Below are 22,464 nucleotides of genomic sequence, written 5' to 3'. Positions count from 1 at the left end.
ATGTATTTTACAAAATCTAACCGTTAATAATTCTTACAATTTAGACAGTTTGTGTGAGATGTAAGTCGCTTTTCTCAAGCCCTTATCTAATAAGAAACTGACCTAAGTCATAGGAGTGTTTCATATTGAATCGGTGAAAAAATCGCCGTGAATGTCATCACACTCTAACGTTTATACGCAATATATCATTGTGCACCATATTACTGATAAGTCTCACAGGAAGAGCACCGCCGTTCCCCTTCCCAAAGTGACTTTCCTACATCCAATAACTGAAACTGACCTCTCCGTCTGGAGCAAATATGCTGTCGATAGAAGACAATAAGAAAAAGTGGGAATTCTTCCAAAAGCACCATTGGGTTTCACCTGAGTTTTCACTTTCCCCTGTGCTTGAGTCATGGGAGCGCTGCACAAAACAATGCAGCCCATATAACTGGTCCAAACCTCATATTGCGTCGGGGTATACCCTGTCGTCTTTAATGAAGCGCAACGAACGCATCATCAGCTGCGCCACTACTGTTATCGAAGATACCTACGATTTACTTAGAGAAGAACAAATCATGTTGTTCATAACTGATGATAACGGATGTGTGCTCTACAGTGTTGGGCATGATGACATGCTGAGAGAAATGAATGAACTCGGCATCAAGATGGGTTGTTTTTTCTCAGAAGGTAAAATAGGCACCAACGCGGTAAGTCTGTGTATTGATACTCACATGCCTTGCGAAGTTTTTGCTGCTGAGCACTTCAATCGCCACCTACACAACTACGCTTCCTCTGCAGCACCTATCTTTGATACTTTTGGTCGACTACGCGGAACAGTGTGCTTGGTTAAAAGAGCGGAGGAATATAGTAAAGAAAACCTGGTGATCATAACCTCATGTGCCAAAGAGGTAGGATTACAGATTCATATTCAATGCGAGCAAGAAACCATGAACCGCTTAAGCTGTGCGCACAACGCAACGTTAGAGTGTATGGATGATGGAATCCTCGCATGGAACGATGAAAACCGCATTACCATGGTAAATGGTCAAGCTGAGCGCTTACTGAACGTCAATAGCCTCAAATTGATAGAGAAAGACGTGTTCTCAATTATGCGTTTTCCACCCAATATTTTGTCTAATATTGAAGCGCATAACATTATTCGTCGTAAGCAGACTACGATCGAAGTAAACGGTGAGTTTATTGAAGCAATTGTGACATTACGTCCGTTAAGTGATGGCTCCAACCTTTTGTTCATCCACCCTATTGATAAAATTCGCGAACTGGCTCAACAACAAATCGGCGGAAGTGCTCGCTACACTTTTGATACATTGCCAGCCGTATCGCGCAAGATGAAACACATCATTACTGTTGCGAAACGCGCAACAAAATCCAAAGCACCTATTCTAATCACAGGTGAAGAAGGCGTCGGTAAAACTGACCTTGCGATGGCGATTCACAATGAGAGTGAGTACAAAGAAGGCCCGTTTATCACCCTAAACTGCCGCTCAGTGAACAGCGAGCAAATGATTCGTGAAACTCTTGGCTACGATGAGGGAAAAGGCATGCCTTCTAAGTTTGAGTTGGCACATAACGGCACCCTCTATCTAGAAAAAATTGAATATCTTTGCCCAGACTTACAAGCCGTAATCTTAAAGTTGCTGAAGACAGGCTTAGTCAGTAGAAGTGATAGCCAACGTTTGATTCCAGTGAAATTTCAACTGATCACCAGTACCTCCTCAGACATCAGTGAGTATGTTGCACAACGCTCCTTTGGACGTCAGTTGTACTACGAAATTTCTTCGAATGAGTTACACATCCCACCTCTTCGCAAACGCAAAGAGGACATCGAATATATGATCCAGAAAATCATCAACAACTATGAGAAACGCCACAATGTCGCCATTTCAGTAGAAAAGGTGGTGATGGATGCTTTAATGAACTTCAACTGGCAAGGGAACAATTCGGAGCTACGAAACCGCATGGAACGCGTTCTTCTCAACCGAAGTTCAAACCTAATTAAACTCGACGACATCCCTGAGGAGATCAAACTCAACCTAAACGCTGGCAATGACCCAGAAAACCAACCAATCTTGTCACTGGAAGAGGTTGAGAAGAAAGCCATCATTCAGGCATGGAACATTTATGATGGAAAGATGAAGGAAATGGCTAAAGCCCTTAAAATAGGCCGCACCACCCTATGGCGTAAAATCAATAAGTTTGGTTTAGCCGACCAGATTGAACTGACATAAACACTCGAATTTCCCTTATTCAAAACAGTCCTTTAGGGCTGTTTTTTATTTGCTCTTTTACCGAGACCATTGACTGATTGAATCGACCTCAAACAAGAAAAGCCCTTTGAGCATCGCTACTCAGAGGGCTTTGGATTGCCAACTGCCTTTTTGGGGGAAAGGGTGAATTAGGCTTTGATGGCGAGATCAATCTTGCGAACTTGCTCTTTCAAAGCAGGTAGCAAACTTGCACTGGCGCTGAACTTTCTCAAGCCGAGCTTGAGCAGCAGCTCTGTTGCTTTAGTATCGCCCGCCATTTCTCCGCACATACTCACAGAGATACCAGCTTTATTACCTGCTGAACAAGTTAACTCAATCGCTTTAATGACTGCAGGTTCGAAGTAGTTCACTAGCTCAGCAACGGCCGTGTTCCCACGATCGGCAGCCATCACGTATTGCGTTAGATCGTTAGTTCCTATTGAGAAGAAATCGACTTCTTTCGCCAATGCATCTGCATTGAAGACTGCGGCAGGTACCTCAATCATAATGCCGATAGGTAACGTGAGGTTGTCGATACCTAAGCTCTTCGCTTCACGCTCAACTAGCGCTTTGACACGACGAACTTCTTCCACCATCGCGATCATAGGGATCATTAACTGGATATTGCTTTGCTCTTGATGAGCTCGTAAGACCGCTCGGATTTGAGTAGTAAATAACTCTTCGTGAGCTAGACACAGACGTACACCGCGTAGTCCCAAGAATGGGTTTTCTTCCTCGGGCATTGGGTAAGCCGCAAGTGGTTTATCACCACCGACATCCAAACTGCGAATCGTTAATGGTTTGTCGCCAAATGCTGCCGCAATATCACGGTAAACCTCATACTGCTCATCTTCCGTCGGCAATTCATCGCTGGTTTGGAATAAAAACTCTGTACGGAACAAACCAACGCCTTCCGCGCCATTTCGAAGTGCTGATTCGACATCTTCTGGGCCACCAATGTTCGCAATCACCTGCACAGCCGTACCATCAGCTGTAATGGCTTTTTCTTGAGCACTGTTTAATGCCGCTTGTTGAGCATCTAACCACTCGGTACGTCTTTGAGCTAATTCTGCTTGAACATCTTCTGATGGTTCTAACCACAGTAAGCCGCTAAATCCATCTACAGTGATAGTTTGACCGACTTTTACTTGGTCTAAACACCCCTGTGCTTTAACAATCGCAGGAATGCCCATCGCTCTTGCTAGGATTGCACTGTGAGACGTTTTACCACCTTCACTCAAGCAAATAGCCATCACTTTAGACTTATCCAAACCTGCGACATCCGAAGGCATTAAGTCGCGAGCGAGCAGAATGCTCGGCTCATTGATTTGCATCGCGGTTTGTTTCGCGCCAGTCACACTAATCATGACCTGACGACCAATATCGTAAACATCCGCTTCGCGCTCACGCATATATTCACTGTCGGCATTACGGTAGTCTTCAGCCAAAGCGTTAATGGTGTTCATCCACGCCTCTTCAGCAATAAATCCGGATTCAATGCGCGTAACAGTGGCTTGCCACAACTCTGGATCGGATAACATCATCAAGTGAGCTTGGAAAATATCTCCATGAGGTTGTTTCGCTTGTACCGCTAAGTGTTGCTTCACAGCGTCGACGGCAGTTTGAAGACGACTGATTTCTGATGCGAACGACTCAAAAGGACGATCTGGTACGGCTGGCATCTCATGAGCAAATAAGATTGCAGGTGCCGTTACGATACCGCCATTCACGCTTAAACCAACAATCGCTCCAGTAATCTCTTGGTCGATAATGATAGCTTCTTCTGGCTCTGCAGAAACAGCACCATTCACAATATCGGCTTCACCAAAGTGTTGATGCGCAAGTAGCGTAAAGGCATCAATAGCGGCTTGAGCATCGTTACCACAAGCGGAAAAAATGATGCAGTCTTCAAGGCGAACACCCAGCTTAGCAATGTTATTTAGGCTCTTAGCACTAACTCGTTGCTCACCTTTTTGCAGCCACATATCACAACTAAATGCAGCTAGTTGACCAACAATCGCCGCCGCAGGACGAGCATGAATACCGTGTGGGTTCTTTACTGTCCATTGGAATTGAAGCTCATCACCTGTCGCCTCTGCTATGACCTCGACTTGATTGGTTTGCTCAAGCTCTTCACCTAAGTGTTCACGTTTTACATCTAATGCACTGCGCGCTTCTGCTACAACGGTTTCAATCGGCAAGCCTGCAGCCGCTGCAACGGATGCTGCCATCGTGCCTTCCACGATAGGAGCCGCAACCAGAGCCACTTTTTCACGCGTCTCGTCATCGAGTAATTCCAGTGCCATTTCAGTACTTAGTAATGCACTGCCTAAGTCCATCAGCACCACAACGCCCTGCTCGTCACAAACTTCTTCTATCGCCCCCATAACTGCGATAGCGTCTGTACCGATTGGGTTTTCTGGATCATCCACACCTGCGGCGATCGCTAAGTTAACCTTGCCTTGCGTCATTTGGGTGGCCAATTCGGCCACCCCTTCTGCGAGACGTCGGCTGTGAGATACAACTACAATCCCGACCATGCTTAGTCTCCTGTAACCGCCTGACGCAATGCTTTAATCATCAGAAGAGAAGACGTCGCACCTGGATCTTGATGACCCACACTGCGCTCACCTAGGTAGCTTGCACGGCCTTTCTTCGCTTGCATCTCAATTGTCGAAACAGCGCTTTTTTCAGCAAGATCGACCATTTCATCCAATAGATGATCTGGGCTAATACCACTTTCAAGCTGTGACTTCGTTGTATTCAGTACTGGCAACCAGACATCACACATAGTCTTATCGCCTTGTTCAGCTTTACCGCGGGAGATAACACCATCTACACCACTCTTTAGAGCATCGATCAATTCTTCGAACGACAGTTGTTCACGTGTTCCTACAGAAGCAGCCGTACGAATAAACAAGGTGCCGTAAAGCGGGCCACTTGCACCACCAACACTAGAAAGCAACGTCATACCCGTGTTTTTCAAGATAGTCGCAATGTTTTGCTTCTCTACGCTTGGTAATGTCTCTGCCACTTTTTTGAAGCCACGGTTCATGTTCAAGCCGTGGTCTGCATCACCGATATCACGGTCAAGATCCGTCAGGAAATCTTGGTTTTCAGCATAAGACTGAGCACACAACTCAAGCCAATTGATGATTTGGTTCTTTTCGATTTGCATATGTCCACCCTCGCCTTACCATTTAATTGCAGCTGTATCGACTGGCGCATCGAACAGTTCGATCATTTCTTTGTCTGCTTGTAGTAAGGTGATTGAAACACCTTCCATGTCCAAAGATGTACAGTAGTTGCCAACCATGTTGCGAACGACACGGAAGCCTTCTTGCTCACAGTTTTGTGCCAGACGACGGTAAACACCGTAAAGTTCAGATTCTGGAGTCCCGCCTAACCCGTTAACGATAGCGATGTAATCTTGATCAGCGTTGAACACTTCAATGCTTGACTCTACTTCGTCCCATTGGCCTTCTTCACGGTTCCAAATACGCAGTGTACGGCTGTAAGTAACGTTCTCTTTTAGCTCAAGGAACATTTTGTCCACTAGCTCATCTGCCGTTGTGTACTTCACACGTTCGATGCCAGGTTCACCATGGATACCTACACCGAATTCCACTTCGTCATCTTCTAAAATGAAAGATGGTTTACCCGCAGCAGGTACTACACATGCATTCAACGCAACGCCAAACGAGCGGCAGTTGTTGTTTACACGGCGAGCCAATTCTTCACATTGCTCAAGCGTGTAGCCTCTGTCTGCTGCTGCACCAACGATTTTCTCAACAAGAACCGTACCTGCAACACCACGGCGGCCTGCTGTGTATAGGCTGTCTTTTACCGCGACGTCATCATCGATAAGAACCGAACCAACTTTAATGCCATCCGCGTGAAGAAGCTCAACTGCTGTTTCAAAGTTCAGTACGTCGCCAGTGTAGTTTTTGATAAAGAATAGAACGCCTTCACCCGTGTTGACTTGGTTACCACATTCGTACATTTGATCAGGAGTTGGAGAGGTGAACACTTCACCTGGGCAAGCACCAGTAAGCATCCCTTTACCGATAAAACCTGCATGTAGAGGTTCGTGACCACAACCACCACCAGATACCAATGCTACTTGCCCTGGGGTTTCTTCATGCCACATGTAGCGAGGTTCGTAGTTCACCTTCAGCTCTGGACGAGAATATGCCAGACCTTCCATTTGCTGTTTAACAACGTCTTCAACACTATTGATTAGCTTTTTCATATTTCCGTTCTCTTTTAATTCGAATTTCGTTTCGTAGGGTTGAGGCCATCTTAAGTGGAGAAAAAGTACGCTCAATCAAAAAAATATCCGTTCCAGGTTGGAACATTTCGTATAGCGCTTTTGTTTCATATCGGAACAAATTCCTCCCTCTCATACACTAGAGTGATCGGTGCCAAAAACTGTCTTGGGAAGGGAAATAGCAAACGACGGCTTTGACACCATCATCATACATTTGCTTATCAAGCAGGCGATTTTCTTCTTCTTTTTGCTTTGTGTACCTACGATAGCTCCAACGTTGAAACAAAACATAACCACATTACAAAAGGTCTGAATATCATGGATAAAATCATCATTAGCCCAAGCAAATATGTTCAAGGTGAAAACGTTTTGGGCTCAATCGCGAGCTACGTGAAAACACTAGGTGAAAACCCACTCGCTATCGCTGATGAGTTTGTGACTGGCTTGGTTGGCGAGACAGTAAAAGAAAGCTTCTCAAAAGAAGACATGCCTATCGCAATGGACATCTTTAACGGCGAATGTTCTCGTGTAGAGATCGACCGCCTAACTGACATCTGTTCAACTCAAAAGAACGACGTCATCATCGGTATTGGTGGTGGTAAAACACTAGACACTGCCAAGTCTGTTGCTTACTACACTAAAATTCCTGTTGTTGTGGTACCTACAATCGCATCAACTGACGCTCCAACATCAGCATTAGCGGTTATCTACACTCCGGAAGGTGAGTTCGCAGAATACCTACTGTTCCCTCAAAACCCAGATATGGTAATCATGGACACGGCAGTGATTGCTAAAGCACCAGTGCGCTTGCTTGTTGCTGGTATGGGTGATGCACTATCAACTTACTTTGAAGCTCGTGCAAACATGACTTCAGGTAAAGCGACAATGGCTGGCGGCGCACCAACTCGCTCAGCTCAAGCTCTGGCTAAACTATGTTACGAAACACTGCTTGAAGACGGTCTGAAAGCAAAAGTAGCAGTAGAGAATGGTGTTAGCACAAAAGCGGTAGAAAACATCATCGAAGCAAACACTTACCTAAGTGGTATCGGTTTCGAAAGTAGCGGCCTCGCTGGCGCTCACGCTATCCACAATGGTCTAACTAAACTGGAAGAATGCCACCATCTTTACCACGGCGAAAAAGTGGCATTCGGTACACTTGTTCAGCTTGTGCTAGAAAACGCAGCGATGGAAGAAATCAATACTGTTATCAATTTCTGCCGCTCAGTTGGTCTACCGACTAACCTATTCGAAATGGGCGTGAAAGAACTGAACCACGAGAAACTATACGAAGTAGCGAAAGGTGCGACAGCGGAAGGCGAAACAATTCACAACATGCCATTCCCAGTAACCGCAGATAACGTATTCTCAGCGATTCTGACTGCTCACCAACTAGGTCAGAAATAAACTCCACACTTAGTTACTGAGTTACGAACAAGGCAAGCGAAAGCTTGCCTTTTTTCGTGGGAAGTTTCAGCGCTTTATCGGACGAATCCACATCGATAAATCAGGGCATTCGTACCGCAAGTGATCCATCAATTGTTTGGCTTCTGAATAATGGAAATAAACATCACTAAACAAATAGTACGAACCATGAATGTGGTGCTCGTATAAAGGCACAGTCGCGCACTGAGCAAATACCTTGTTCGGTGGCTTAACACCAGAGTAGAGCTGAACAACATAAGCTTTAGAGTTTGATGTTGATGGTCGAGATGGCTTTGGCGGAGGCGCTGGTTTTGATTTCCTTTGACCCGCTTTTTTCTCCAACAATGAACAGCTGGCTGCATTGATATCAAAAGACATCACTTTCGATTTGTCTGCGGCATCCAGAATATTGACGCGCTGAGCCTTCGCATCACCAAAACACTCTTTAGCCAAAGCGTAAGTCGCCAGTTCACTCAATACACAAGATGACGAATCGTAATAGATTTGCTGCACACCATTATTCAACTGCGCTTGCGGAGAGCACTTCACCATCTGACGAAACTCTGCCCCATCTAATATCCATAAATCGACTGCTTCTTGAATCGTGAGCTCTGCCTGTGCACCAGAAGCAAACCCAAAACAACTCAAAAGTAAGCACCAAGAGAAGTAAGGCTTGCTTATATTCGACGAAAACACTTACTCGTCTCCACCACCATCTTGATCAGACGATGCTGGTGCTTTTCGAGCATAGTTTGAGAACGTCTCAGGGCCATCTTTCTCTGCAGCCAATTTCTCGATTTTCTTATCCGTTTCGTAATTAACCAATGCATAGACAGACCAAATGGCCGCAGGCAACCAACCGATTAAAGTAATCTGCAATAGCAAACAGATCACGCCCGCCCAATAACGGCCAATAGTAAAAAATTGAAGCCAAGGAATTAGAATGGCAAGTACTAGTCTCATGTCATGTCCTATTAAGTCTTTTATTATTCATGATCGTATTGCGCACTGATGCTCGGCTTATCAACAAATGGATTGCCGTCGAGATCGCTTTGTTCAAAAGAAAAAGCCGCCTAAGAATTTGGAGCTACGAACCGACATGTGAAGCAAGACTTAAGCGGCAAGCTGAAAGGGTAAACTAAGCCACTGGAACACAATCTTCTCCACAATGGCATTAGCAAAGGGCACCAATTTACAATACCGCTATATAGTAACCGTGTCAGAGGGATGAATATTTAGCATCTATAAATCAAGAACAACGGGGATGCATACACAGCGAATCTTAGAAAGTGAGAAAAGTTTAATATTGATAGGAAACAAAAAGCTCCCCAATTTGGGGAGCTTGATGAGTTGTCCGAACGATTAAAACACTCGAACCCCTTGTGCCTCTAACTTATGCTGTACCTCTGAAATATCGACCTCGCGACAGTTAACACCTTGTTTTATCGCTAAAGCAGCTGCTACACCTGCACCTTGCCCTGTCACTGCGCAACATGCCATGTTCCTTGTCGTTGCGTGCGCAAATGGATCAGAGTCAATAGCTCGCCCGCAAACTAAAAGATTTTCAACATTCATTGGTAAAAGTGCACCATAAGGAATCTGGAAGTATCTTGGTTCCAAAGGCAATTTCAGTTTTCCATTCCCATCAATAAACTCAGGAAAAATACCAATGCTGTCCCGGTGGCGTCCTTGATTAACTATATCGTTTTCCGTAAGACGAGTACGCCCTACAATATGTCTAGACTCTCGAGTTCCGATGGTCATTCCAAAATTTTTTAGCACCGCATTCTCGAAACCAGGTTGCATTTTTCGAAGGGCATCGATGGCATAAAGTGCTTGTTTTCTACCTTCAATCTCTGCCTTAGTTAGATCAAAAACATTGGTACAGTCTATTCCCGCCATACTCTGTACGTTCATATAGTTGGCATCACCATGATCGGTAATCGTACTCCAACTTCCACCCAACGTAACACCGTCAGGGATTAACCCCTCTTTCTTGGCTTTTGCAAACACTCTACCTAAGTATGGGCTGAACATTTCTTGGCAACTTTCATGGATTTCGTAAGACCAGTTTTTATTGTCTTCATCTTTTCCCCAGTCACTATATGTTGGTTTCGTTTCTGCAATATTTTCTAAGAATCGCTTCTTGTCGATATTTGAACAGTTAAATACTGTCGTTACACTCATCACCTCTTCACGAGAAGGTTGAATAAAAGGAGCTCCAGCAAAAGCGGCAATGTCAGCATCGCCGGTACAATCAATCACAACTTTTGCAAGTATGGCTTTTCTCCCTGATTTACTCTCTGTAACAATACCAATTACTGTATTGTTATCCATCAGTACATTAACTGCCATTATATGAAGTAAACGCTCAACACCACTCTCCGCAAGAAACTCATCCGCGACAACTTTAAACATTTCTGCGTTGATCGCTTGGCTTACCGATTGCACCTCTGGTGTTGTTGCACCAAATGCTTGTGCTTTATCTTCAAACTCTTTTGCAACTCCCCCAGCATCTACTGTATGTTCGTGCCGCCACCATGCAATAGATTCAACACCTGCGGTGGTCATCATTCCACCAAAACAGCCAAACCTTTCAATAAGTAAAGTATTCGCCCCTTCACGAGCGGCTCCTATTGCCGCAGCCATACCAGCTGGTCCACCGCCAACAACCAAAACATCCACATCGGCAATAATATCAATTGGTTTTGTTGGCTCTGTAATTTGTTTCATCTATACCACCTATAAACAGTTTAATATCTTGAATTCACTATTAGATTTTGTTTCTCTTGATAGCTGGAATAAGCTGCGACATTGCTTCGGTCAACAGTGTGTCCGATATCGCACAGTTCATACGTATATGCCCTTCACCACCAGTCCCAAAGTTTGGCCCAGAATTGACACCTAACTTGGCCTCAAATACGAAGAATTCATGAATGTCTTTATCTGACCATCCAGTCGAAGACATATCGATCCAGATGAGGTAACCCGCATCTGGCAAAGGAATAGATATTTGTCGGGAAGCATTTTTGATACGAGCAATAGTTTGATGGTGAATTTTGCGAATGTGCAGTATCAACTCTTGCTTGTAAGCTCTGCCATACTTGAAGCCGTGGTACATTGCTTCGTGTGTAAACACATTTGGTAACCAATGAAGCTCTTTAATGATGGTTTGTATCATTTGATACAAACTAGTGTCTTTAGTGATGGCAAACCCACCAAACAAACCACCTAAATTAAAGATCTTTCCTCCTGAGTAAAAGGCGATGATCCCGTCAGTATCTGCGGTTGCACTGAAGATACTAGTGAATGGAACTTTGGAGTCCAGATAAGTGAAGTCAGCATGAATTTCATCTGAAATCACGACGGTGCCATTTCTTCTCGCAATGCTGATCAGTTGTTCGAGTTCTTCTACAGTCCAACATTGCCCAGTTGGATTATGTGGGTTACAAAGCAAAACAACAGTATGCTCTCGACACTGCTGCTCAAAAAGCTCGAAGTTAATTTGATATCTACCGGACTCACCTTTTATTAACGAACATTCAATAGGTTGGCGATGATTATCACGAATTGTCCCTGCAAAAGAGTGATAAACGGGACTAAAAATAACCACACCATCTCCTTCTTTAGTAAGATGGCGAATCAATGCCCCAATTGTCATTAGCATGCCCGGTATTTCTTGAATATCTTCAGCTTCAATAGAACACTGGAATTCAGTCTCATACCATCGTGCAACAAGCTCACTGATATCGCTATGATAATGAGCGTAACCAAAATCGTGACGTTGCGCCGTTGCAATCATTGCCGCTCGAATTTCCTCACAAACCGGTAAGTCCATGTCAGCAACCGACATAGGCAACACGTTTCTTCCCAAAACCGATGCATGCGAGTTCCACTTAGCTGAGTACGGGCGAGGGTGGCTATGTTTAAATTTATACATTGGCATTTCCTAATAACCGCCAACACGCTGCACATCTCACAGCGTATTGGCAGTAATAGTTTATTTAACAGTGGCAGGCTCTAACTCCGGGTCTTGTCCTTTTACTTCTTCTTCACCAAGTTCATAACCTTGCTTCAAAGCGAATGCTCGAGCTTCCTCGTGCGTAATAGTTACGATTGAGATATTAGTGATTGCGTAGAAGGTTGCGAATATCATCGAGAAAAAGAACAGCAAACAGTACGGTAGGTAATCCATTGTCGGTACCCCCAGTGTTGTTGCCATAAATAAGCCTGCGGCAGTCCAAGGGATCGCAGGGCCTGTCATGGTACCGAAGTCTTCCAGTGTACGAGCTAGCACCTTAGGATGAATGCCAAGCTTCAAGAAATGCTTATTCATTAGCTCTGAAGTGATTACTTTATTCAAACCATCAGAACCAGTAAGAGCATTGATTACAACTGCGATTAAACCAGAACCTAAAATAGCTGATCTTGCAGTTGTGATCTTTTTGGTCAACTCCCCCATAGCAACATCCATCATCTTAGTGCCAGTCAGAATTCCGGCAAACGCCATTGCACAGATTATGAAAGCGAGGAAACCACCTTGTGTATTTAAACCACCACGATGTAACAGCTTAATCACCCCCGTGGCTTGCTCAGAAGAATTGAAGCCAATCATCTCGACTTTGAAGCCAGTCATGGTTGAAGAGACCCCTTCCCAAAGGTCAAACCCTTGGTACAACCAACCAACTAATACAGCAACAACGGCTGAAAGTAGCATCGAGGGAACAGGTGGCTTTTTAGTAAAAGTACATAGTAAGATCACTAACATTGGCAGCAATGGTAAAACACCAAAGCTGTACATCTCATTTAGTTGAGAAATCAGCAGTACACTATCTGTCGACATTTCACCATCAACATGATGAGTCATGCCAAGATAAATAAAGAAGCCAAGCGCGATAATCGTGGAGGGAATTGTTGTCCAGAACATGTACTTTATATGTTCATAGAGCGGTGTTTTCGTTACGCCCGCAGCTAAATTAGTTGTATCTGACAATGGAGACATCTTGTCACCAAAGTAAGCACCAGAAACCAGCGCACCAGCAAGCATCGCAGGATCGACGCCTAAACCAATACCTACACCCATCAAAGCAACACCAATTGATGCAACAGAACCCCAAGATGAGCCACTTAAAATAGCTAGTAAAGCAGTCAAAATAAAAGATAGGAATAAGATCATTGCAGGGCTAATCAGCTGCATACCATATACAACTAGCATGGCTAGCGTGCCGCTGTAACACCAGGTAGCAACCATGAAAGCAACAAATATTACGATCAAACACGCAGGCATAACCGCAGCAAATTTATCGACAATAAACTTCTCTAGTTCTTCCCATGTAAAATTAAGCCTACAAATCGCTATCCCACCAGCACAAGCTGCAGACAACAGTAGACATACACCTGTAGGCCATTTCAACATGCCCATCCCTATCGTTAGGACAATGACCATGAAAATGATTGGTGTGACCGCTTCACCAAAAGTAGGCAAGCGTGTCTCTCTTTGCTCTTCATGAGTTTCCATATTTTTACTCCGACATCATTGGTATATGTCCATCATTGGCAAACGTTTAGCTCAATACCATAAATACCTCCTGATGCATTATTGAACTGTGAAAACGCTAAAAAGCATTCTATTAATTCACTCTCTGGCTTGCTGAAGGTGTGAACAAACTCAAAGCTAATTAAGAATTGAAGCAATTACGTTTCAAATTGAAACGCGATCTTTTTTGAAAATGAAACACGTCTTGAAATTCACTTTATTTTTAAGCCAATTGATAAGAGCGTAGGATCACACTGTTGTTATTGTTTTATTTATGAGACATATTTCCCCAATAAAGGAGCAGGTAATGAACAGTGCAAAGCAGAACATGAAATCAAGATCAAAAAAGCCCACCGAGGGTATGGTGGGCAAAAAAGAGAGATAAAAAGGCTTTAACTCAAGGCATGATCTCAAGCTAAAAATATCTCTACTTGAGCATTATCTTTAATGTCAAATAAATGATTGGGTAAATCTAATAAGGAACCAAATACATTCACCGGAGAGGCTGCCACAGGTTTTTTGCTATGACTGTATGGCGTGCTACCAAAGAACACACAAAACGCTTGTCCTGGCGGCCAATAAGCTAAATCTCCGACTTCTACTTCTGTTTTCGCTTCTATGCATTCGTCAATCAGCAAAGGAATTGGAAAGTAAATTTCATCTCCCCAGCGCCTTACTCGTCCCTTTATTGGTAGTGACGACAAAATACGTTGAGCAGTATCTGTCTGATTTAACGTAGCGGAATACTCGATGTTGTTTATTCGAATTGTTATTTGAGTCATCTTGTTCACAAGCTCCGAATTAAGCCATTTCCGGTTTTTCTGGCGTTGCTAGTTTATTCACATCAACGGTTTTCGTGTTGAAAGGCTTAACTGCACCATGCTCCATTGTTAAAGCAACAATGTCTTGTGCACTAACATCACGTGAGTAGACACCTCGTTTTACAGCCAACGCTGCGGCAGCACCCACGGCTTGTCCCATCGCCATACAAGTACATTGTGCTCGAATCCCAGCAAGAGACACGCGATCAGCTGACAAGATACGACCCGCAACGGTAATGCGGTTGGTATTCTTTGGGATCAAAGCTCGGAAAGGAACCGCTGGGATAAGACTTGCTGAATCATGGAAAATCTCATCACATCCATTGTCTTCGTTATGCATGTCAATGTAGTTGAAAGCATTACAAATCGCATCTTCATACTTCTCTGCTCCCATAAACTCAGGCTCAGTCACGATATGCTCGCCGATCACTCGGTAGCCTTCGCGAGATAACGCTCGGTTATACATGGTTTTCAGCACAGCACGCTCAGCGCCTGGGATTTTATTGCGAACAAATTGGTACATACGCAACATGCGTTCGCGACCTTCAATGTTAGCTTTTGTTTGGCCATCAGCATCAGAGGTATCACACGAATAGATATGAGTGGAGTTGTGCCCACCCATTTGCAAGAACCACTGGAACGGATAGATACCAAAGTAAGCCCAGTCACCTTTTTGCAACTCACCATCTGCCATCGCTTTCTCGTAAATTTTTTGCACCTCACCCTGCCATACTTGTTGCATGTCGATGCCTTCAATACGATATTCCAGCGTGCCTGGTTGGCGCTTAGGTGACTTTTCAACTTGCAAACCGAGTGCACGTGAAACATCCGCATCGCCTGAACAATCAATGATCTCTCGACAACGTGTTATTCGCTTAATACCGCGAGCATATGAGGTCACGATCCAGAAGTTACCATCATGCGCCATTTCACCAATAAATTCGTGATAGTGAATATCTACACCGGCTTCAATGGCTGCTTGCTCCGCAACAGTCGCATAGATAGGTACGTTGATATTGCTGTAGTACGCCGGTGTATCGACACCATATCGCTCTGACGGCGGTTTAATGCGTAAGCCTTCAATTTCCTTCGAGCGAGAGAACAGCTCCCAACCAATGCCTTGCACTACAGTTTCTGTTGGTGAATGCCAATGGTTTGGCATAAATACTCCACCATCTGTCATTGTGCCACCCAACATCGAACTGGCTTCAATCAAAGACACCGACACACCTGCACGTGCGGCTTGAATGGCAGCTATATGACCAGCAGTACCACCACCAGCCACAACGACATCTACACTCTGTTTTATCGTTTTCATACACTTACCTTATTTCACGTTATCTTTTATATCGAAATCACCTCGTTCTGATGCGAGGAAACTTAGGTATAAATCAATGTGGAAGGTGACCCAAACGACCCTACAAAAGCAGAGCCGCTGGGAGTTGTCACATCACGTTTAGGATTGGAAATTAGTGGATTCGAACACCTTGCTTAACCAAAGTGTTTTGTAGCAATGTCATATCGACATCACGCGCATTGACGCCTTGCTTCAACGATTCTGCTGCTGCGGTACCCGCACCTTCACCCGTGACGGCACAGCACATCATGTTACGCATAGAAGTATGAGCAACGACACCACCAGAAATTGAACGGCCTGCCACAAGTAAGTTTTCTACCTGTTGAGGCACTAGACAGCCGTAAGGAATTTGGAAGTAACGACCTGTCGTTGGCAGGATCAAATAACCACTGCCATCAATGAACTCAGGGAAAATCCCGATAGAGTCATTGCAGCGGCCTTGGTTCAGTACATGCTCGTCGTCGATGTGTGTTTCACCAACAATTAAGCGTGACTCACGAGTACCTAACGTCATACCAAAGTTGCGCAATTTGGCTTTTTCGAAGCCAGGAACATAGTGCTTAAGCGCATCAATCGCCCAAAGCGCCTGCTGACGACCTTCAATTTCAGCCTTAGTCAAATCCCATGCGTTGGTACAGTCGTAGCCAAACGAGTACACCATGTTAAGTTGATGCGCTTCACCCGCTTCAGAGAATGTAGACCAAGTACCAGCAATCGCAGAAGCATCACCAGGAATCACACCTTCTTCTTGTGCTTTGGTGAAAATATCTTCCATGTATGGGCTAAACATGTCGTCTTCTTTGCCCGTCGTTTGAATTGTCCAGTTCTTACCCCAGTCGGCGTAAGTTGGTTTAAGCTCTTCAGCGACAAACTTATTGAATCGCTCAACATCAATACCCGCACAGTGGAACATTACCGTCACACCCATCAATTTATCAGTCGAGCGCTGATTAAATGGAGCACCAGCCAGTGCCGCAACGTCTGCATCCCCCGTACAATCGACAATACGTTTTGCCAAGATAGCGCCGCGACCAGATTTGCTTTCGACAATCACGCCATAAATGGTGTTGCCTTCTTTTAGAACCTCAACAACCCATGAGTGGTAAAGTGGCGTCACGTTTGCTTCTGCAATCATTCGGTCCGCGATGACTTTGAAGCCTTCAGTATCAATCGCTAAGCTCTTCGATTGTGGCTCTTGACGAGCAAAGCCCGCTTCTTGTGCACGAACTTCATATTCACGGCCGATACCTTCACAATCCACCGTCCCTTCATGACGATACCAAGCAAAGCTCTCAACACCCGCTTGAGTTAACATGCCGCCTAAACAGCCATAGCGTTCAACGATCATAGTTTTTGCACCAAGACGACCAGAAGCAATCGCAGCAGTTAAGCCAGCCGGGCCACCGCCTACAACGAGCACGTCCGTTTCTGCAATCACAGGGATTTCTTTTTGAGGTTCGATGATGTTCATTTTTTATCTCCTTAGTGCACCTCCTTTTCATGGAAGGAGGTGCTTATATCGGTGTTTGCTGAAAGTTAGCTAAAAGAAGTCGTTGGCTCTGTCGCCGGCTTTGTGACCTGCTCTTCTTCAACGCGGTCTACCGGTGTTTCCAAGTAAATACGACCTTTTGAGTCTGCCGCAGGGAAACCTTCAGGGAAGTCGATGTTGATTTGTTTAATGAAGCTCTTAGCTACAATTGCAATCACGAAACATAGAGGGAAGCCAGTCAAAATCGATACTGTTTGCAGTGGCTTCAAACTCTCTGGGTTGATGAAGTACAGTGCTAGAGAAACCACACCAGCCAAAATCAACCAGAATGCGATGTTCCAGTGCGCTGGGTCTTCGTTTTCTGCAATTTCATCTTGAGTAGCAGCAGCAAGTGAGTAACCCACAGCACAGTGGCCTGTGATGTAAGAAATCAAAGTGATGAGACCGAATGCGAACACAAATAGCGTGCCTAGTGGCATTTGTTCAAGCATTGCGTACACAACCGCACCACGACCTTGTTCGTTCATGATGGACATCAGATCCACCTGACCTGTCATTTGCATGTTGATGCCCATACCAGGAAGGATCATGTAGAACACCATACAGCCAAGAGAACCGGCAATCAGACCACCCATTACAATTTCGCGAATGGTTCTACCCTTAGAAATCTTCGCAATGAACAGACCAAATGGCAGTGCGTAAACCACCCACCAAGAGAAGTAGAAGATAGTCCAAGCTTGTGGGAATCCACCGTCACGGATAACGTCTGTCGCTAAGCTCATGTAAACAAAGTTTTGAAGCATCAAGCCAAGGCCATCAACCGATAGGTTTAAGATGTATGCTGTAGGACCACAAACGAGCAGCGCGATTAACATCACTACGTCAGCTTTTACGTTCCAGTCACTCAGTGCAGATACCCCTTTCTTAAGACCCATAATCAATGCAACAAGAGGGATAAAGGTCCACAAGAAGATCACGAAAGTATCTAAGAATGCGTTGCTTGATTCCCAACCCATTACATACACAATCGCGTTAGAAATAAGTGGTGTGCCTAGCGCTAGCGATGTCATAACACCACCAACCATACCGAACATGTACAAGAAGTTGATTAAGTGGCCAGAAATACTGTCCACCTTCTTGCCCAATACTGGACGAGCGAACTCACTCATTTTTAATGTTGGCTTTTTACGTACATAGAAGCAGTAAGCAATTGGAATAGCACAAGCAATGTACCAAGCCCAAGCCGATGGCCCCCAGTGGAACATGCCGTAAGCAGAAGCCCAGCGTGCAGCATCAATACTGCCCGCTTCCACACCGAATGGTGGCGCTTGCATGATCCAGATCCATTCAACTGCACCAAGGTAAAGCACGCTACCACCAGTACCAGAGGTAAAGATCATGCCCAACCAAGTCATGGTGGAGAACTCAGGACCATGCTCTTTATCACCCATTACGACACCGCCGTAACGAGAGACTGCTAGATAAATACAGAAGATAACAACTGCAAATGTTGCTAATAAGAAGAACCAGCCGAGCTCTCCCGTGGTGAACGCATGCAGCTTACCCATGACAAGCGCACTTGATGTTGGGTTTATCAGGAAGAATACAGCCATCGCTAAGGTCAAGATCGTGGCAGGCCAGAAGACTGCCTTGTCGATCGCCCCTTTTATATGTTGAGAGGGTTGGTTACTCATAATTTGTTTCCACGTTTCACGTTGTTGTTTTGGACAGGAACATCTTATGAACCCCAACCAATAAAGGTTAGAAATTGCGGTGTTTTTGAACGGCAACTTTGAAGATAGCCACAGGAGAAATGGGTTATTTTTTCTGACGGAATGCGAAGTGTGAAGCTAGGAGAATTTTCCTACAAAAGCGAAATGAGCTTTTCAAAACGAAACATCTCGTTTCAGGAAATATTCCATTTTGGAACAATTCAGAAACCATCTCGGATGATTTAACCTTCACAGCAAAGTAAGAGATTTAAGTATGCTTTTTCGGCTCTACATATCGTGTTAAGCCTTATATGTAGGAGGATTTAAACGTAAAATCATCGTGTTGCATTTTGAAAAGCACCTGGTATTTCTCATCAAATTAAAGGCCGTTACAAGGCATTTTTTCGCTTAATTTAAGTAAACTCCACACACATCGGTTTGTTGATCCAATTAGCACTTTTGATAATTCGCTCGTTTAAGGGCTGCAATTATCTAACATAGCTCAGTTGAAATGGTTATCTTTTTATCGAGACCATTAAAATTTTTAATTTCAGCCACTTAGAACAGTTTCTTATCATTTTTCCACTTATTTATCAGTGGTAATTCCGCTTGATGCCTCCCTATTTCCAAAACCTGTATTGGTATGTGATGAAGAAATCTCTGCTTTTAAGCATGTTATTGCTTGGTGGCTGCTCTATGGCACCGGAAGAAACACCACCTTGTGCGTGCGATAACTACGTTCCTCCTTATGTAAAGCCGCCAAGCGCATCTAATGAAGACAACATCAAACAATTGCTCGCGTATATTGCTCAAAAAGCCAAAGATCGCTGGGGTGAAGATGAGTTCGTTGAAGCAGGCAAACACCGTTACGTGAAGTACCTTGACGGTTACAACACCCGAGCACACATCGACTTCGAAACGGGTAAGATTTATGTTTCGACAATTTCTCAGTACCAACCAACGGAGAAGCTACAAAAAGCCATCGTACAGACACTACTCATGCCTGCCGATCCAGCTCATGCAGAGTTGTTTAGCGATAAAGAAGCGGTATTACGCGGTAAGCCTTTCTTACTGGGGCAAGTTCTCGATCACGATGGAAAGCCGATTGAATGGGAATGGCGCGCTAATCGCTACGCAGACTACCTGCTCGACAATAAACTGCAGAAGAAAGCCATCAAACGCGGCAGTGCTTATTATGTTGAAATCAACATGGTGAAAGATCACCTAGAGCAGCGAGAATACCAGTACGCAGGCTTGGTACGTGATGCAGCTAAACGATATGGCTTGTCTGAAGATCTAATCTTCGCCGTGATCAAAACCGAAAGCAGCTTTAACCCTTATGCGGTCTCTCATGCTGGAGCTTACGGCTTAATGCAGGTGATCCCAAAAACCGCCGGTGCTGATGTGTTTAATTTGGTGAAAAACAAACCGGGTATTCCAACCAAAGAGTACTTATTCGACCCTGCAAATAACATCGATACCGGAGCTGCGTATTTCTATATCTTGAAGAATCGCTACCTAAGAGATGTAAAACATCCTACATCGAAACACTTTAGTATGATTTCAGCCTATAACGGTGGTACAGGCGGTGTGCTTTCAACGTTTGATAGCGACCGAAAACAAGCGATGAATGAGCTTAACAGCCTCAATCCAACTCAAGTCTATGATGCGCTAACCACTCAACATCCAAAAAGTGAAGCAAGACGCTACCTTCAAAAGGTTCTGTATTTCCAAAAAGACTTCAGCGAAGGAAATATCTAGTCAAACTTTATTAAAATGCTCTCCTATGCGAGAGCATTTTTGTTTTTACTCACATGATTCAAAATGAAACATGCGACCTGATTGCCCCCGATATAAACTAAGGAGAAATAACAAAAAATAAGGTTTTGACTATGACTGAGCAAAAATACATCGTTGCTCTCGACCAAGGGACTACCAGCTCTCGAACTGTGGTTCTAGATCATGACGCCAATATCGTTAGTGTCTCGCAACGAGAATTTACCCAATTCTACCCGCAAGCAGGTTGGGTCGAACACGACCCAATGGAAATCTTTGCCACTCAAAGTGCTACCTTAGCCGAAGCGTTGGGGAAAACAGGTATCAACAGTGAGCAAGTCGCTGCAATTGGTATCACTAACCAACGTGAAACGACGATCGTCTGGAATAAAGAAACTGGCGTTCCTGTTTATAATGCAATTGTTTGGCAATGCCGCCGTACTGCTGATATCTGTGAAGATCTCAAACAACGAGGCCTAGAAGATTATATTCGAGATAACACTGGCCTGGTGTTGGATCCTTACTTCTCCGGAACTAAGGTTAAATGGATCTTAGATCACGTTCCTGGTGCCCGTGAAGACGCAGATGCGGGTAAGTTGTTGTTTGGCACAGTTGATACCTGGCTTGTATGGAAGATGACTCAAGGCCAAACACATGTCACCGATTACACCAACGCATCAAGAACGATGCTCTTCAACATCAATACGCTTGAGTGGGACCACAAACTGCTAGAGGAAATGGGTATACCGCACTCGATGATGCCGACGGTAAAGCGGTCTTCAGAAGTATACGGAGATACCAACATAGGTGGTAAAGATGGCATACACATCCCTATAGCTGGTATCGCTGGTGATCAACAAGCGGCATTATTTGGTCAAATGTGTGTCGAAGCCGGGCAAGCCAAAAATACGTATGGCACAGGTTGCTTTCTATTAATGAACACAGGGCAGGAAAAGGTCACCTCGCAAAATGGGCTCTTAACTACCATAGCTTGTGGCGCAAACGGAGAACCTTCTTATGCACTCGAAGGTGCGGTGTTTATGGGAGGAGCATCAATTCAGTGGCTTCGTGACGAAATGAAGTTACTCCATGACGCCAAAGATTCAGAGTACTTTGCTACACAAGTTGATTCTTCCAATGGTGTATATGTAGTTCCTGCCTTCACTGGATTAGGGGCACCGTATTGGGATGCATACGCTCGTGGAACCATTGTTGGTTTAACACGTGGAGTTAATGCAAATCATATTATTCGAGCGACGTTAGAGAGCATTGCTTATCAAACACGTGATGTCCTCGATGCGATGCAGGCGGACTCGGGAATTCAGCTATCTGCACTTCGTGTGGATGGTGGTGCCGTTGCGAACAATTTCCTAATGCAATTTCAATCGGACGTATTAAATACCCATGTTCTTCGCCCAAAAGTCACTGAAGTTACCGCGCTTGGTGCTGGTTATCTTGCGGGTCTTGCCGTTGGGTACTGGGGAAGCATTGAAGAGGTGAAGAACAAGGCTGAACTTGATCGCCAGTTTGCTCCAACTAAGGATGAGGCAAAACGCCAACGTCGTTATAAAGGCTGGAAACGGGCGGTGACGTGTGTCCAATCGTGGGCTGAATTGCACGAAGAAGAATAAAACCAAAACGAAAAACGCCGCTTAGTTCCACGGAGGTATAGAACTAAGCGGCCATGTAATTACACGAAAAGACACCTATGGGTCTAAAACGTCAATTGGCTAGTTAATCACTCATGTGCATACGAGCAATAACACCTACAGAGTAGCGGAGTCCGCACCTTCTAGCACGCTCAAATCCCACTCTAGAATTCAACGTTTTTC

Annotated in this window: 16 protein-coding genes; 4 read left to right on the top strand and 12 right to left on the bottom strand. The window is 44.6% G+C overall.

Annotated elements, in window-relative coordinates; genetic code table 11:
• Positions 1-299 precede the first annotated feature (299 nt).
• A complete protein-coding gene (gene dhaR / locus ACLIIY_RS02290; protein WP_180824674.1) occupies positions 300-2,231 on the top strand; it encodes a dihydroxyacetone kinase operon transcriptional regulator DhaR in 1,932 nt (643 codons plus the stop codon).
• 167 nt (positions 2,232-2,398) lie between these two features.
• On the opposite strand, the gene ptsP is transcribed toward dhaR, so the two are convergent.
• From ptsP to dhaK, 3 genes are read right to left on the bottom strand one after another with little or no spacing between them, the layout of a single operon-like run.
• Positions 2,399-4,789, bottom strand: a complete 2,391-nt coding sequence (gene ptsP, locus ACLIIY_RS02285) for a phosphoenolpyruvate--protein phosphotransferase (protein ID WP_434528064.1) — start codon at positions 4,787-4,789, stop codon at positions 2,399-2,401.
• 2 nt (positions 4,790-4,791) lie between these two features.
• Positions 4,792-5,427 carry a dihydroxyacetone kinase subunit DhaL gene (gene dhaL, locus ACLIIY_RS02280; protein WP_434528063.1) on the bottom strand — a complete coding sequence of 212 codons (636 nt, stop codon included), beginning with the start codon at positions 5,425-5,427 and terminating at the stop codon, positions 4,792-4,794.
• 15 nt (positions 5,428-5,442) lie between these two features.
• Positions 5,443-6,501, bottom strand: coding sequence for a dihydroxyacetone kinase subunit DhaK (gene dhaK / locus ACLIIY_RS02275; RefSeq protein WP_038866005.1), 1,059 nt, complete (start codon positions 6,499-6,501; stop codon positions 5,443-5,445).
• A 336-nt stretch (positions 6,502-6,837) separates the two neighbouring features.
• On the opposite strand from dhaK, the gene ACLIIY_RS02270 reads away from it, so the two are divergent.
• Positions 6,838-7,923: a glycerol dehydrogenase gene (locus tag ACLIIY_RS02270; RefSeq protein WP_038866003.1), complete on the top strand. Its 1,086-nt coding sequence runs from the start codon at positions 6,838-6,840 to the stop codon at positions 7,921-7,923.
• Positions 7,924-7,989: 66 nt separating this feature from the next.
• Here ACLIIY_RS02270 and ACLIIY_RS02265 read toward each other — a convergent pair whose 3' ends face one another.
• From ACLIIY_RS02265 to ACLIIY_RS02225, 9 genes are all read right to left on the bottom strand, one after another.
• Positions 7,990-8,589, bottom strand: coding sequence for a hypothetical protein (locus tag ACLIIY_RS02265; protein ID WP_418095389.1), 600 nt, complete (start codon positions 8,587-8,589; stop codon positions 7,990-7,992).
• 48 nt (positions 8,590-8,637) lie between these two features.
• Positions 8,638-8,904 (bottom strand): YqaE/Pmp3 family membrane protein, encoded by a 267-nt coding sequence (locus tag ACLIIY_RS02260; protein ID WP_005436586.1) that lies wholly within the window; start codon positions 8,902-8,904, stop codon positions 8,638-8,640.
• A gap of 399 nt (positions 8,905-9,303) precedes the next feature.
• Positions 9,304-10,674, bottom strand: coding sequence for an FAD-dependent oxidoreductase (locus ACLIIY_RS02255; RefSeq protein ID WP_434528062.1), 1,371 nt, complete (start codon positions 10,672-10,674; stop codon positions 9,304-9,306).
• A gap of 40 nt (positions 10,675-10,714) precedes the next feature.
• Positions 10,715-11,881 (bottom strand): MalY/PatB family protein, encoded by a 1,167-nt coding sequence (locus ACLIIY_RS02250; protein ID WP_434528061.1) that lies wholly within the window; start codon positions 11,879-11,881, stop codon positions 10,715-10,717.
• A 60-nt stretch (positions 11,882-11,941) separates the two neighbouring features.
• On the bottom strand, positions 11,942-13,459 hold the full coding sequence (gene nhaC / locus ACLIIY_RS02245) for a Na+/H+ antiporter NhaC (RefSeq protein WP_434528060.1): 1,518 nt from the start codon (positions 13,457-13,459) through the stop codon (positions 11,942-11,944).
• 428 nt (positions 13,460-13,887) lie between these two features.
• Positions 13,888-14,259 carry a cyclophilin-like fold protein gene (locus ACLIIY_RS02240; protein WP_270050131.1) on the bottom strand — a complete coding sequence of 124 codons (372 nt, stop codon included), beginning with the start codon at positions 14,257-14,259 and terminating at the stop codon, positions 13,888-13,890.
• A gap of 19 nt (positions 14,260-14,278) precedes the next feature.
• Positions 14,279-15,616, bottom strand: coding sequence for an FAD-dependent oxidoreductase (locus ACLIIY_RS02235; RefSeq protein WP_078608259.1), 1,338 nt, complete (start codon positions 15,614-15,616; stop codon positions 14,279-14,281).
• Positions 15,617-15,767: 151 nt separating this feature from the next.
• The gene (locus tag ACLIIY_RS02230; protein ID WP_418095387.1) at positions 15,768-17,126 is read right to left on the bottom strand and encodes an FAD-dependent oxidoreductase; all 1,359 of its coding nucleotides are present in this window, start codon (positions 17,124-17,126) and stop codon (positions 15,768-15,770) included.
• Between the two features lie 65 nt (positions 17,127-17,191).
• A complete protein-coding gene (locus tag ACLIIY_RS02225; RefSeq protein WP_434528059.1) occupies positions 17,192-18,838 on the bottom strand; it encodes a BCCT family transporter in 1,647 nt (548 codons plus the stop codon).
• A gap of 666 nt (positions 18,839-19,504) precedes the next feature.
• Between ACLIIY_RS02225 and mltC the strand changes: the two genes are divergently transcribed.
• Together mltC and glpK are read left to right on the top strand one after the other, a co-directional pair.
• Positions 19,505-20,617 (top strand): membrane-bound lytic murein transglycosylase MltC, encoded by a 1,113-nt coding sequence (mltC, locus tag ACLIIY_RS02220; protein ID WP_418104424.1) that lies wholly within the window; start codon positions 19,505-19,507, stop codon positions 20,615-20,617.
• Between the two features lie 131 nt (positions 20,618-20,748).
• On the top strand, positions 20,749-22,263 hold the full coding sequence (gene glpK / locus ACLIIY_RS02215) for a glycerol kinase GlpK (protein ID WP_078608255.1): 1,515 nt from the start codon (positions 20,749-20,751) through the stop codon (positions 22,261-22,263).
• Positions 22,264-22,464: the final 201 nt, after the last annotated feature.

The sequence above is a fragment of the Vibrio sp. K4 genome (assembly GCF_051122595.1).
GTDB lineage: Bacteria > Pseudomonadota > Gammaproteobacteria > Enterobacterales > Vibrionaceae > Vibrio > Vibrio owensii.
Note: the sequence above shows the minus strand (reverse complement) of the source record. Positions and strands in the feature narration are given on the sequence as shown.

What these genes read in the sequence shown, in the direction of transcription:
- dhaR (WP_180824674.1), top strand. Translation starts at nt 300, where the DNA reads ATGCTGTCGATAGAAGACAATAAGAAAAAGTGGGAATTCTTCCAAAAG.
- ptsP (WP_434528064.1), bottom strand. Translation starts at nt 4,789, where the DNA reads ATGGTCGGGATTGTAGTTGTATCTCACAGCCGACGTCTCGCAGAAGGG.
- dhaL (WP_434528063.1), bottom strand. Translation starts at nt 5,427, where the DNA reads ATGCAAATCGAAAAGAACCAAATCATCAATTGGCTTGAGTTGTGTGCT.
- dhaK (WP_038866005.1), bottom strand. Translation starts at nt 6,501, where the DNA reads ATGAAAAAGCTAATCAATAGTGTTGAAGACGTTGTTAAACAGCAAATG.
- ACLIIY_RS02270 (WP_038866003.1), top strand. Translation starts at nt 6,838, where the DNA reads ATGGATAAAATCATCATTAGCCCAAGCAAATATGTTCAAGGTGAAAAC.
- ACLIIY_RS02260 (WP_005436586.1), bottom strand. Translation starts at nt 8,904, where the DNA reads ATGAGACTAGTACTTGCCATTCTAATTCCTTGGCTTCAATTTTTTACT.
- ACLIIY_RS02255 (WP_434528062.1), bottom strand. Translation starts at nt 10,674, where the DNA reads ATGAAACAAATTACAGAGCCAACAAAACCAATTGATATTATTGCCGAT.
- ACLIIY_RS02250 (WP_434528061.1), bottom strand. Translation starts at nt 11,881, where the DNA reads ATGTATAAATTTAAACATAGCCACCCTCGCCCGTACTCAGCTAAGTGG.
- nhaC (WP_434528060.1), bottom strand. Translation starts at nt 13,459, where the DNA reads ATGGAAACTCATGAAGAGCAAAGAGAGACACGCTTGCCTACTTTTGGT.
- ACLIIY_RS02240 (WP_270050131.1), bottom strand. Translation starts at nt 14,259, where the DNA reads ATGACTCAAATAACAATTCGAATAAACAACATCGAGTATTCCGCTACG.
- ACLIIY_RS02235 (WP_078608259.1), bottom strand. Translation starts at nt 15,616, where the DNA reads ATGAAAACGATAAAACAGAGTGTAGATGTCGTTGTGGCTGGTGGTGGT.
- ACLIIY_RS02230 (WP_418095387.1), bottom strand. Translation starts at nt 17,126, where the DNA reads ATGAACATCATCGAACCTCAAAAAGAAATCCCTGTGATTGCAGAAACG.
- ACLIIY_RS02225 (WP_434528059.1), bottom strand. Translation starts at nt 18,838, where the DNA reads ATGAGTAACCAACCCTCTCAACATATAAAAGGGGCGATCGACAAGGCA.
- mltC (WP_418104424.1), top strand. Translation starts at nt 19,505, where the DNA reads ATGAAGAAATCTCTGCTTTTAAGCATGTTATTGCTTGGTGGCTGCTCT.
- glpK (WP_078608255.1), top strand. Translation starts at nt 20,749, where the DNA reads ATGACTGAGCAAAAATACATCGTTGCTCTCGACCAAGGGACTACCAGC.